The 13,215-nt window shown below is 36.4% G+C and carries 12 protein-coding genes; 10 read left to right on the top strand and 2 right to left on the bottom strand.

What is annotated here, in order from left to right; all coding sequences use genetic code 11:
* Positions 1-972 precede the first annotated feature (972 nt).
* The 9 genes from P1X15_RS29550 (at position 973) to P1X15_RS29510 (ending at position 8,366) form a co-directional block, all read left to right on the top strand.
* The gene (locus tag P1X15_RS29550; RefSeq protein ID WP_277341728.1) at positions 973-1,356 is read left to right on the top strand and encodes a hypothetical protein; all 384 of its coding nucleotides are present in this window, start codon (positions 973-975) and stop codon (positions 1,354-1,356) included.
* A 122-nt stretch (positions 1,357-1,478) separates the two neighbouring features.
* Positions 1,479-1,916 (top strand): SMI1/KNR4 family protein, encoded by a 438-nt coding sequence (locus P1X15_RS29545; RefSeq protein ID WP_277341727.1) that lies wholly within the window; start codon positions 1,479-1,481, stop codon positions 1,914-1,916.
* Between the two features lie 420 nt (positions 1,917-2,336).
* The gene (locus P1X15_RS29540; RefSeq protein ID WP_277341726.1) at positions 2,337-2,489 is read left to right on the top strand and encodes a hypothetical protein; all 153 of its coding nucleotides are present in this window, start codon (positions 2,337-2,339) and stop codon (positions 2,487-2,489) included.
* Positions 2,486-2,782 carry a hypothetical protein gene (locus P1X15_RS29535; RefSeq protein WP_277341725.1) on the top strand — a complete coding sequence of 99 codons (297 nt, stop codon included), beginning with the start codon at positions 2,486-2,488 and terminating at the stop codon, positions 2,780-2,782. The genes P1X15_RS29540 and P1X15_RS29535 overlap by 4 nt, the downstream gene beginning before the upstream one ends.
* Before the next feature lie 188 nt (positions 2,783-2,970).
* Entirely contained in the window at positions 2,971-3,660 is a 690-nt protein-coding gene (locus P1X15_RS29530) for a hypothetical protein (RefSeq protein ID WP_277341724.1), read from the top strand.
* 241 nt (positions 3,661-3,901) lie between these two features.
* On the top strand, positions 3,902-4,252 hold the full coding sequence (locus tag P1X15_RS29525; protein ID WP_277341723.1) for an RHS repeat domain-containing protein: 351 nt from the start codon (positions 3,902-3,904) through the stop codon (positions 4,250-4,252).
* Positions 4,253-4,819: 567 nt separating this feature from the next.
* On the top strand, positions 4,820-5,113 hold the full coding sequence (locus P1X15_RS29520) for a hypothetical protein (protein WP_277341722.1): 294 nt from the start codon (positions 4,820-4,822) through the stop codon (positions 5,111-5,113).
* 2,109 nt (positions 5,114-7,222) lie between these two features.
* Positions 7,223-7,642, top strand: a complete 420-nt coding sequence (locus tag P1X15_RS29515) for a hypothetical protein (RefSeq protein WP_277341721.1) — start codon at positions 7,223-7,225, stop codon at positions 7,640-7,642.
* A gap of 397 nt (positions 7,643-8,039) precedes the next feature.
* The gene (locus tag P1X15_RS29510; protein WP_277341720.1) at positions 8,040-8,366 is read left to right on the top strand and encodes a hypothetical protein; all 327 of its coding nucleotides are present in this window, start codon (positions 8,040-8,042) and stop codon (positions 8,364-8,366) included.
* Between the two features lie 437 nt (positions 8,367-8,803).
* On the opposite strand, the gene P1X15_RS29505 is transcribed toward P1X15_RS29510, so the two are convergent.
* Positions 8,804-11,050 (bottom strand): TonB-dependent receptor, encoded by a 2,247-nt coding sequence (locus P1X15_RS29505; protein WP_277341719.1) that lies wholly within the window; start codon positions 11,048-11,050, stop codon positions 8,804-8,806.
* Between the two features lie 277 nt (positions 11,051-11,327).
* Between P1X15_RS29505 and P1X15_RS29500 the strand changes: the two genes are divergently transcribed.
* Positions 11,328-12,014: an NrtR DNA-binding winged helix domain-containing protein gene (locus tag P1X15_RS29500; protein ID WP_277341718.1), complete on the top strand. Its 687-nt coding sequence runs from the start codon at positions 11,328-11,330 to the stop codon at positions 12,012-12,014.
* A 25-nt stretch (positions 12,015-12,039) separates the two neighbouring features.
* Here P1X15_RS29500 and P1X15_RS29495 read toward each other — a convergent pair whose 3' ends face one another.
* Complete coding sequence (locus P1X15_RS29495) at positions 12,040-13,056, bottom strand: glycoside hydrolase family 43 protein (protein ID WP_277341717.1); 1,017 nt, start codon at positions 13,054-13,056, stop codon at positions 12,040-12,042.
* Positions 13,057-13,215 lie beyond the last annotated feature (159 nt).

The following is a 13,215-nucleotide window of genomic DNA, read 5'->3' as shown; positions in this document are numbered from 1 at the left end:
ATGTGTGGCCCAAGGGCATTGATTCAAGTTTATCGTACTCGGAATCTATTAGTTTATGTAACTCTTCTCGTGTCATAATTAAAAGAATGTAAATTACTAACTTAAACGACAATTTGCAATGCACCCAAGACTTAGTTAATAGTTGGTCTAAATATTATTTAGAAATAAACTCATTTGGAGGGAGTTATAGCTGTATTGATACGATTGAGTTATCCTTAGAGAATTTGGTTATAAAATTTAACAAAAATGGCATAAATAAATTCTATATTGATTTAGTTAACATTGAATTTTTGTTGACCTATGTACAATGGAAAGAATTGGAAATATTTTTAACAAAAATTTTTGTAGACGAAAAAGATGTAAATTTTAAAATAATCAAATTTTGAACCCTTGTAATGGTTAAATTCTCGTTAGATTTAATTTGAAAACTCACACTGTTATACGTGGTATTCCTTTGGAAGACTGAGTACGAAAAATAAATAGTAGAGATAGAGAGTACCTATAACCTGTATCAATGGGTTTTGAGTTAACAATGTTCTTTGAAATGTGAGAAAAGAGTAGCCTATAGCCCCTTGGGTTTGGAATTTGGTGAGTATTGAGGTGCAGGGTGAGCATAATTGGTAAATCCTTAACCGTGAAAGGATTGAGAATTTAGGACTTGACTTGATTGGTACGACCTCAAGGCCTGTGGCTATGAAAGTGTGTTGGGAAGGTTTTATAGTGTGTATCCCAAACCGGATGAGGGTGATCAGGAAAGCCTAAGTACCTATCAATATGGTCTCAACAACCCTATTCTCAGAAATGACCCCAATGGAGATTGCGTAAAATGTTGGGAGGCAATAAAAAACTGGTTCAATAAATCTCTTTCTGTTTTAGAACAGGAAGGGCGTATAGGTAATCAATGACTGGCCGAGATATCACGCCCACTACTCAAGGAGGGTTGATATTAGCAACCATAGGGGCAGTGAGTGAATGGCAAAGTCTGTTCCGAGGAGCGATAAAATTCGAATTCCACAGGAAGGACATAATAATACTAGAGGAAAGAATTTAACTCCAGTAACTGCAAAAACAACTGATACAGACAATACAAGTGCCAGTTATAATTCAACACAAATTACGCATTCAAACCCCAATACAACTACTGGAGAAGGATTTGGGGTGAACGATACTCCCGTAAGAAGTGAAGGCCCATGGACAAAAGATGATATTAAAAATGCTCTATTTGGAGCTTCTCCTAAAAGTCTTGGAAAACCTGACTTACACCATGCACAGAATATGCCTGGATCAGCAATACACGAAGTGGATCCCTCTCTACATAGAGGTAACACTGCATTACATCCTAACAAAAATAAATAAGATGTCACTCAACAAATGAGAAAAGAAGACAGACAATTATATTGGTGGTATAGGGCACGAGAACAAGGTGCCGACAATTTATTCCCCAATTACATTTATGACAATAAAAAATGAACATAGGTATGTCAATTAATGAATTTATGAAATTTCACAGAGAGCGCTCACAAGGGTTGAGTGTATTTGAAGTTCTTGTTCCTGATTCAACAGTAACCAGTAACGAAATAGAAGAAGTAGAAAAACAAATGAATTGTAAGTTACCTATTAGTTACAAAGATTTTTGCATGGTATATGGAGGCGGGTACTTTGGCTTCGTTATTATATTCTCAATGGATAAGTTGGGAGAATGGTTTATTTTAGATAAAATAAAAGAATCTAATGACTATTTACCCAAAAACTATTTGCCATTTTCTGATGATCAAGCGGGAGGGTTATATTGCTTTAAAATTGAAAATAATATCGTAATAGATGAAATCTATTACATAGATTCTTGGGGAGGTGTTGTAAAATCGAAAGAAAATGATTTTTATGACTTTTTAATTCTGAATGCTTATAGTTCATAACTTACAAACGTTGTGCGTAGTCTACGTACTAAAAATAAACCGAGTGCCAGTGACTTGGTGAGAGCCCATAAACCTGAATCAAAGCCTAAACTAGGCCGTAGGTTTTGAGCTAAAAATGTTATTTGAAATGGGAGTGAAGAGTAACCTGTAGCCCCTTGGGGTTGGGATTTGGTGGGTATTGAGATGCAGGGTGAGCATAATTGGTAATGCCTTAACCGTGAAAAGATTACGGATTTAGGGCTTAATTGGTATGACCTCAAAGCCCGTGGTTATGAAAGTGTGTCGGGAAGGTTTCATAGTTTGGATTCTGATTTAACCAACTAGGAAAGTTATTCAACTTACCAATATGGCTGGAATAATCCAATCTTAAGAAGTGATTATGATGGATTAAATCCTTGTTGTGAAGGAGTTGTAGATTTTATGACTGGTGTAGGTCAAGCTTTTACCGAAAATATAGCTGGCAGTTCACCTATTAATGTAAATCCAGGAAGCCCAACAGCTTACAATAACGGAAGAGCTACTGGACATATATTATCGGCAGTGGTAGGAGTCGGTGAAACTGCTTGGGGGTGATTGGATTAGCGGGCTCTGCTATTGGTGAAGTGGGGAGTTTAGGAACCGCAACTCCTGTAGTAGCTGCAACGGCTACAGGATCAGTGTCATTAATTACGCATGGTGCTTACACAGGAAGTAATGCCCTCGAAAACTTAAAAAATGATAAGGTATATTCTCATGGTAATCGTAAAACTAGCAATAATATCCACCATGGATATGAAATACGCAATAAGAAAACTAAAGAATTACAAGAGTATGGTATAAGCGGTCAGCCTTTAAATAAAAATGGTAAGTCACCTAGAATTGCTTAAAAAATTAACACTAAGTATGGGGGTAATAAAGATATTGTAGGTAGAATTATAAAAATGTTTAAGCCAAGAACAAATGGTCAACCAGCTCGTGAACGTGCACTTGGTTGGGAAACAGGTAAAGTTGAAGCGTATAAAAATTCTAACCCATCTGCGAATAAACCACCACGGCAAATCAGGCCTTAACTATTATGAAACTGAGAGATATTGAAATATACATTATTCCTGAGAATAATAACTTAAATGATCTTGGCGCAACAGCAAGATGCATTGAAGATTTTTTCATCAAAAGACTTGGTGGACTGGAAACAGAAAAAGTTGTAAAAATAAATATTTTCTTTACAGAAATTGATGAATTTAGAGTAGTGGAAAATGTTTTCAATATCATTGATTTGTGTATATTTTTCAATTTTAATCTTTTTTATATAACTAAGGATAATTTATTAAAAAAGACTATTGTGGTAAATTCAATTGTTGATAATTTAATCAAGTTGTCGAATAAAAAAGGATGGGATACAAATAAAATAATTGAAACGTATAATGAAATGAAAAAAGAAAATTTTAACAATGTTACTGTTTTTAAGAGAAAATTCTTTAAAAGTAAGGATAGCAAGTTTTTCTTAAAACTTATTAGCAAATTTGACATAAATGACTATAGAGTATACTTGGAGTTGTATGATTCTAAAAAGAAGCTTATTGGTGAAAGGATTGTTTTTAACTACCAAAAGAAAAATTTTGAAATAGAAAGTGCATACTGGAGTGACCTAAATACATTTTCTATCCAATTTAAAGGTCCTAAAAAAGTATTCAAAATCAATATTATGAGCATAATTAACAATGAGCACATTTTATGTGCTAGAAAAACTAACAGACTGGTTTAAAGATTAAAATTATTAATGAACTTATAATAATTCAAAATAAATATGAGCTTATTTGCCTCAAAGCCTAAAATAGGCAGTAGTTTTTTAGTTAAAAATGTTCTTTGAAATGTGAGAAAAGAGTAGCCTGTGGCTGTGCAAAACGCAACGTGGCAGGTGAGCCCAGAGCCTACCTCAGCGTTTTGCATCGGCAGCCGGGTTTAATAACTTATCAATTACCTACGACCCTTGGGTTTGGAATTTGGTGGGTATTGAGACGGAAGAAAATCCTGAGCATAAATGGCAGTTTATAGATAGAGAGAAACTGGAGGAATTAGATTTAAACTGGTTTGATCTGAAAGCTCGTGGTTATGAGAATGTATTAGGGCGGTTTCATAGTGTTGATCCTTTGCCGGATGAAGGTGACCAAGAAGGTTTAAGTACATATCAATATAGTGCAAATAATCCGATACTATTAAGTGACCCCAATGGAGATTGTCCTAAATGTTGGTGGGAATCTGTAAAAAACTGGTTTAATGCTCCCATATCTCCGTTGGCTCAAGAAACAGGAAAGGCTTATATGCAGTCGAGATATAAAGCCCACTGTTTATATTAGCGGCGATAGGATAAGGCAGTCAGTGATTTGCAGGGTCTGTATCCGGGAGTTATAAAATTGGAATACCGATAAGAAAGTTTTGTGTCAAAGTCTAGTGCGGGAGCACAATTCAATAAATGGCAAAAGATTGGAGAAGGATGGGATAATCGTAATAGCGTTTTGGATGGTCTAAGACAAGGGTTTTACCTAATAGACGAGGTGCCGCTTTAGGAAATAAGTGATTATCAAACGAAGCTATGCTAGAATTAACTGAGCAGCGTAATGTAGAATTTGCTCAAATCTACGAACTTGGAAAAAGGAAAAATGGAGGTGGTGTCAATATTTTTTATAATCAGGGAACGTAAATAATGCTGAAATACCTGTAGGAAATAATATTATTTAGATTAATCATACTCATCCAGCTGGAATAAGAGTGCCAAGTGTATTTGATCATGATGCTTTAAACTCTTTTATTAATACAGGATCACCTCAAAAATCATCAATAATTTTACCTGTTAAAAGCTCTCCAGTGAGATTTAATTTAGAGACTCCATACCTAACACCGAAACCCCCAAATCAATAAATAAAATGATAAACGATTTTGAATATTTGTGGATAACAAAAAAAGATGAGTATTGCTTAGTACAAATAGATACTAGATATACAATCATTAATTTGAATGATTATTTCTTAACAATTATAGAAGATAATGAATTGGGTATAAAAGTAATCGAAAATATGATTAAGAATGGTGTTAGAGTATTTACATCAGAAGAATTTAAAGAATATAGAAAGCAAAACCCAGTGTCATTCCCTAACCCTGATCCTTTCTTTGGTGTTCCACCTAAAAAATTATTAGACAATCTAAAGCCATACAAATAATCAGAACTATTTAGTTTATTATCTTTTTTTGGAAGACTTCTTACTGAAAATAAACAGTGTGTTTGTGACATGGGGAGTGTCTATAACCTGAATCAAAGCGTGAAGCAGGCAGTAGGTTTTGAGCTAAAAATGTTCTTTGAAATGGGAGTGAAGAGTAACCTGTAGCTGTGCCAATCGCGATGCGGCAGGTGAGCCCAGAGCCTACCTCAGCGTTCTGCGTCGGCAGCTCGGTTTGATAACTTATCAATAGCCAACGCCCCTTGGGTTTGGTATTTGTCGGGTATTGAGGTACAGGGTGATCCGGAGCATAAGTGGTAGTCTCAGGGATAAGAAAAATTAGATGAATTAGGGTTAAGCCAATTAGACTATGGTGCTAGGATATATGATACTGTAATGGAATTACGACACAGGTTAAAAATAATCTTGTTGGTACTTTAAATGGAGGCAAAGTTGAAAAAATTATTTCTAATTATGCTACTTTAACAAGATTTCAAAACCCCGACAATACTCCTTGTTTTAAGTAAGATATTGACGAAATAACTCAAGAGGCATATGATTACATTCAAAATAATTTAGAAAAAAATGAAAAAAATCAATCATTTATGAATATAGCTGAGGAAGTGTTCTTTCAATACAACTATTTGGAAGGCTTAATAAAGGATGGATAGGCGTAAATTTAATAATTATTGTTGTAATGGTTTATATATTGATTTGGTCGATTGAGTTATTTTTAAAAATGTAGAAGATTTTATAATTTATTCTCAAGAACAAGCGAACATTTCTGTCTTTTCAAGAAGTTATGAAACTAAAAAAATCTCTCCTAAAACAGTTGATATAAATGTTAGGGTAAATTTAGTTAGGGACGAAAAAGATAATTGGAGTAAGGTTAACCACACAAATATTGATGACGCTACTATAAATGATGCTGTGCGTAAAATTCTTAAAATTGTTAATCAAAATGAAAAAAATAATAATTAGTTATTGGGTCTTTGGTCTAATTGCAATTATAGCCCCTCTTTTAGTTAATATTTTTTACAAATTTGAATTCACGCGATGGTAGAAAATAATTGCTCTTTATTCGCTGTTTGGATTTGTTCCAACAATAATAATTTTCGTGATATTTAATCAAACTATGAACCAAAGAACTTTTGAGAGAAAGATTATAAATATAGTTGGGGTATTGTCAGCTGTGAGTTGGGTAGGATATCTATTATGCTCATTACTATCAGGAGAATTTGTTTAACTCCCAAATTGCCTTGGTGTTTTAAGAGTTAAAACCGTTGCTTGTTGATGACTTATCAATTGCCAACGCTCCTCGGAGTTGGAATTTAGTGGTCATAGAGGTGCAGGGTGATGCTGAGCATAATTGGTAATGCCTTAACCGTGAAAAGATTACGGATTTAGGGCTTAATTGGTATGACCTCAAAGCGCGTGGATATGAAAGGGTGTCGGGAAGGTTTCAAATCATAGTGTGGATCCCAGATCTGATGAGAGTAAATGGTCTAGCAATGACCCCAATGGAGATTGCGTAAAATGTTGGGAGGCAATAAAAAACTGGTTCAATAAATCTCTTTCTGTTTTAGAACAGAAAGGGCGTATATGCAATCAATGACTGTCCGATATATCACGCCCATTACTCAAGGAGGGTTGATATTAGCAATTATAGACTATGGCAATGAATGGCAAGGTCTGTTCCGGGGTGCAATAAAAGTCGAATTCTAAAAAGAACTTCTCCTAAAAAAGGCGATTTTATTTTTAGAGGCGATGAAAGAAGAGAAAGGATTGTTTTTAAAGAATGTTTTAAATAAAAAGGAAAAGATTTAAATTTAGAGCAACGTGTTAAATATAGTTCTGACTAAAGTGGTTATATCTCCACGACTAAATCTTCTAAAGTCGTCGCCTCAGGTGATTGTGTATATACTATAAAAAAACTAAAAATGGGAGAGATGCTAATCAAGAAATGGGAGAATGAAAATTTTCTAATGAACAAGAGATAGTAATTCCTCATATGATTTCTCCTGAAGATATTATGGGCGTTCTCGAAGTAGGGACAAAGAGTAAATTTGACGGAATCTTTATCGGAAATATTAACTTTAAATCTCAAAATTAATGCGAGACATTGTAAAAGAATTAAATCGAGATATTAAGATTAAAAATAATATTGGTGTCTATCAAAAAGGTAATTTGAATGCTTGGATTTATTCTGATGGAAAAACACTGATTGGGGTAAATACTTTTGGTGAAAAGTTTTACTCTAAAGAACATAGTGATTTATTTGATTGTCTTATAGATATTAGATTTATTTTTTCAGAGTTAAATTGGTTGATTTTGTGTAATGGTGCACGAGAAGACGTATACCCTTCTGGAATGAGGCGACAAATGAACAAAGGGTTATTAGCTTATCAACTTACATTTGGAAAAGCCGTTGCTCAATCAGACTTGGTAGACATATTTCAAGAATGTTCGGAGGAAAGAATAGTTACGCCTGAGAAGCAAAAAGCATATTTTGAAGAATGGTTTAACTCTTAATACTCTAATCCCATTGCCTAGCCCTGACCCTTTCTTTGGCGTTTTTTAAAAAATCATTAGACAATCTAAAATCATAAAACAAATTAACTAGAAATGTTTATGTAAACTTTGTTGTCAACAATTGTGTATGTAAATAGTTGAATGAAAATAGAATTTTTTAAGTAAATTTTTAGATGAAATAATTAAAAAAATATATTTTTATAAAGGAGTTTTTTATAAAAAAAACAAAATGTTTGTGATTTTAGATAATATGATTGTTTGTGGATTTGTTATAGCTAAAGCCTATATTTTGTTCTTTATTGATTTTAATTTTAAATAATGATTTGGAATTAAACTATTGCTGGGTGTAGGAGTGGGAATTTAATTAGAATCAGAAAAGGTTAAAAAATAAACATAAATGAAAAGAAAGCTGTTGGTTAAGTTTTTTTTAGGAATTGTAGTGTTTTATGCAATAGTCGGAATTGTTAAGTTTTTTTTAGATTATGGTCAGCCCAATTTCGCCAATGAGTTGGTTAATGATTTGACTTCTGATGGTAAACTTTATAACGAAATTGGAAGTTATGAGGGTTATGAGTTTGCTTACTCTCGAAAGGATGCTCAAAAAGACTCTTTAGTTTTTGTATTAAAAATAAATGGTTTTGAAGGAAGTATTAAATATGAAGGATTAGCTGTTAAAAAGAATAATGAATGGACTTTAAAACGAATGGTAAAACAGAATAAGTAAGGATACACTCGCATATGGTTTTTGCTGTACGCATCGACTTATTGGTTTTACAGCGAGAGTCAGTTGGACAATACTATCACAAAGGGCATTGCGAGTAATATTTCGTACCAAATAACCACTGCTCCGCTAAGTAGTGTCTCCTACCGTAAAGCCATCACCTTCGCAGATTGTTTTGTTTAGTATTGTTTCTACTGGTTAGAATTACTGTTTTTATCAGAGCCAAACTAATAGGAATATATAAAAATCGGCTTAGGATAATATTAAGTTTTCTTAAGCGTCCAAATGCTTACCACACTTAATCAAAGATATAGCAAAAAGAGGAGGGCTTTTCTGCTACTAATTTTTGTGTTTCAATAAAGAGGCTATTTCCTACAAGAAGCGCCAGAAATAGATTAATCTCTGGCGCTTCTTGTAGGAAATATTGGGAAAAGTAGCACTTAAAAACTCCAAGTAAAACTCAATTTGGAATTGAAAGGAGTACCCGGAGTGAAGTGGATTTCTTCCACGGGAGAGGTTTCGTTTTGCAGGCGACTTTCGGTTGCAAATTGGGTTTCTTTCCAACGAGTGTTAAAAATGTTTTGAATGGAAAGCCCAGCCATAAAACGGTTTTTAGTATAACTGAGCAAGCCATCACATACAAAGTATCCTTTGGCTATAATGCTGTAATCTTCATTGGCGGGTCGATCACCCACATAGCGATAACGTAAACTTCCGCTAAAACCGGTTTCACTTTTCCAAGTCAGCCCACCAATACTTGTAAAATGAACGGCCAGAGGGAGATAGTTTTGTCCTTCGGCTTCTCCTATGGCACGAGGCTTGGCCCAGTTAGCATCTACATCCACAAAAAGTCGTTTCCCCACTTGATAACGTAGCGAAACATCCACTCCTTTGCGTACAGACTTGCCCGAAGGCTCTACTATTCCTGCATCGCCTACGTACACAAACTCCTGATTTAGCCACAGATACCAATAGGCGGCATTGATAAGCAAACGCGGAATTGGTTTCCACACTGTTCCTGCATCCATACCATAGGCCGCTGGCAAAATTTCCAAACCGCTACGTTCGACCACCGCGCGCGTATCGTTGGAGTGAAAACCCTTACCTGCATTCAAGTAAAATTGCGAGGAAGAATTGTGAGTATAGTACAAGCTCAACTTCGGTGATATGATAGATGCTTGTGCTTTTGAAACGACGTTGTTCTGTAATTTGTCGGTGTATTGATTGCGAAAATAATCAAAACGTACTCCCGCCGTAGCCGAAAGGCGCGGACTGAGTTGGAGAGTCTCGTCTACATAAACACCTACATTTGCTTCATTTACATCTCCAAGTTTGAAGGCTTCGAGTAAGAGTGAGCGGTCTTTGGTGTGCGATAGTTCTGAATTAGAGGTGAGGTCGTGGCGATAATTGATACCAGCATTGAAAGTGGCAGACTTGGTGCCTAAACCATGCGTAATGGAATAATTGCTATTATAACCCCATAAATTTCGGGCTTCACGTTGCCGAATTTGGTCGCCATTAATAGGGTCTTCCAGAAAAAATGTAAAGTTGGAATAGAGGGCAAAATTATAGTTAGAATAAAAAAGTTGGTTTTTCCATACGTGATTTCGCTTGGTCAATGTCACAAGCTCTGCATTGAAATTAGTGCGGCTAGTTTCTCCTCCTTCGTTGGGGTCAATGGCGCCAAAAAAGCCGATAGTACCGTCGGCCACGGCACGGTCGGGGATTTGTCCAGAAGCATCCCAGCGGCTCCAAAAGGTAGAGGCCGTTAGGGTCAAGTTGGTGTTTTTGGAAAGGTGACTGTGGTATTTGCCAAGTAAGTTGACCCTATTAAAATGCTGTGGGGCTTCAAAATAAGAATCAGAATAGCTGTATTCGCCCGCTATGTAAGCATTGTCGGTGGTGGTTTTGAGCAGATTGGCACCTGCTACTAAACGATAAGTATTAAACTGTCCCACTTCTGCTTTGACGAAGTTTTGATCAAGTACCGTTTTGGTACGAAAATCTGCCCAACCTGCCGTAGCAAAATTGCCTTTATCAGCATCGTAAAGTCCTTTTTTAAAATCTACTTTTTCAATCAATTCCGGAATGATAAAATGTGCATCGGCATACCCCTGACCGTGGGCATGAGAAACCATGTTGATAGGCACACCATCGACAGTAAGACGAATGTCAGTACCGTGGTCAATATCAAACCCCCGCAAAAATATTTGTTCGGCCTTTCCGCCGCCTGCATGTTGACCTATCACTAGTCCCGGTATGATTCGTAAGACTTCTTGAGAATTGTTGATGGGGCGAGTTTTGATGTCAAGGCTCGAAATCACTTGTTGATGTTGGGGATTTACGGCAGAGACTTTGACCTCGCTGAGTTGAAGTGAAGTTTGGTCAAGGGCAAAATCAACATTAATGGTTTCGTCTTCTGTAACAACGACGAGTTGACTTTGTGCCTTGTATCCCACAAAAGATACCTCAACTCGGTAGGTATTGGGCAATAAATGTTGAATACTGAAGTAACCAGCAGCATCAGCGACGGCACCTTTGTTGTGGTCGGCTATGAGGATGTGCGCTCCTGCAATGGGCTGTTTGGTGGTTTTATCAACAATTCGCCCAACCACACTGCCAAGGTGGGCAAAAGCGGCATAGATACTCAAATAGAAAAGAAGAAGTGTGGAAATAGATTTTTTCATGTGTTTGTAAATGAATAAAAGAACTAACAAAATTTGTGCACAAATGTACCATTTGTATGTTTGTTCGAAAGAAAATTAAATTTAGAAAATATTTTCTAAAAATTAAAAAAATAAATTCTCAGCCATAAGTTGACTCGCGGAAAATTTCTACCTTACTTTCTATTGGATGCTTAGATTCTTTCCAAATCTTAGGAGATTTGTGTGGGCTTTGTAGGGAGTATTAAAAAAAATGAGCAGTTTTGTTTCGATTTTCTAGCATAATTAACAACGATTTCTCTTGAACTTCACCGACGAGATAATAGACGCATTGTCTATTGATTGCCTTATTTTCGGATTTAAAGACGCCCAGCTTTCCATTCTTTTGGTCAAACACGGGATTGGACCTACCCTAGGCCAATGGGCTTTGCCTGGAAGTTGGATCAGATACAATGAAAGTATTGACGAAGCCGCTGGGCGAATCTTGTCGTCGCAGACTTCCGTGGAGAATATTTATCTAGAGCAGTTCAAAACCTTCGGGGAAGTTCGCAGATTTCCGCCTCGCCGTGTTATTACGATTGCCTATTATGCTTTGGTCAATATTGAAAAATTTGAGCTTCATCCTGGCCCCACGGAAGCAGATGTATCGTGGTTTAATATTCAGGAGGTTCCTAATATGCCCTTTGATCACAACAAAATTTTTCAGGATTGTCTCAATTTTCTAAAACACAAAATCCAACACGAACCTATTGGATTTAATCTTCTTCCGTCAAAATTTACGCTTTTGCAATTGCTAGAACTCTATGAAGCGATTTTGGGACAAAAACTTGATAAATCGAATTTTCGAAAGAAGTTTTTGAAAATGAACTTATTAGTAGACACCCACGAACGTCAACAGGATGTATCGCACCGCGCGGCTACTTTATACAGATTCGATGAAAATGTCTACAACAAACTGTTGGCGAAAGGGTTTACATTTGAGGTATAGTATAGCCCCTTCGCCAAAAATCCCCTTATAAGTAAGGTTCAATAGTCTGGATTTTACCATCAGCATCGTATACCAACTCCGTCATTTTGATGCTGCGTAGATGTGTAACTCCTTCCGAAAGACTTGAATCGTGGTAAAAAAGATACCATTTTCCAGCTACTTCACAAATCGAATGATGCGTAGTCCAGCCTATCACAGGTTGAAGAATTTGACCTTGATACGTAAAAGGGCCATAAGGCGAATCGCCCGTTGCATAGCAGATGTAGTGCGTATCGCCTGTCGAATACGAAAAATAATACTTGCCATTGTAGCGATGTAACCAAGGAGCTTCAAAAAAACGACGCTCATTATCGCCTGCCAACAACAAATTTCCTTCTTCATCCAAAATCTGTACATCTCGTGGACTTTCGGCAAGTTCGAGCATATCATCAGTCAACCTGGCTATTTTAGGGCAAAGTGCGGTTTGATGAGCAAGAGGCTCTTGATTATCAACATGATAGAGGTTGTTGCGGTATTTTTGTAATTGTCCACCCCAAATGCCTCCAAAGTATAAATAATAACTTCCGTCTGAGTCTTCAAATACCGCTGGATCGATGCTGTAGCTACCCTGTATGGGTGATTTTTCTGCTATAAAGGGTCCGGTGGGAGAGTCTGAAACTGCTACGCCAATCTGAAAAATTCCTTCGTGGTTTTTGGCAGGAAAATAAAGATAGTATTTGCCTTCTTTGTGGGCGGCATCGGGTGCCCACATTTGTCGTTCTGCCCAAGGAACATCTTTTTTGTGAAGCGCTACACCGTGGTCAACCGCTTCGCTGTCAGGTGATTCCATAGAAAAGACATGGTAGTCTTCCATTCCAAAATGATCGCCGTCATCATTAAACGGAATTCCTGCATCAATGTCGTGAGAGGGATAAATGTAAATTTTTCCGTCAAAAACATGCGCTGAGGGGTCGGCTGTAAACAAATGCTTAACCAATGGTTGAGAAATAGCTCGTTTGCTAAGCTCCTCAAAATCAATGTGTGACGTGCTTTCTTCTGGCATTTTTTTATTTTTTATTAATTGCTGTAATCAATTTTTGTCGGATGTGAGAAACTTTTGTCGGATGTGAGAAACTTTTGTCGCTTCGACGAAATTTTTGTCATTTCGACTTAAATTTTTGCCACTTCGACGAAATTTTTGTCACTTCGACTTAAACTTTTG

It is taken from the genome of Runella sp. MFBS21 (genome assembly GCF_029433105.1).
Classification (GTDB): Bacteria; Bacteroidota; Bacteroidia; order Cytophagales; family Spirosomataceae; genus Runella.
The sequence above is the reverse complement of the archived record's forward strand: the minus strand, read 5'-3'. Positions and strand labels throughout refer to the sequence as shown.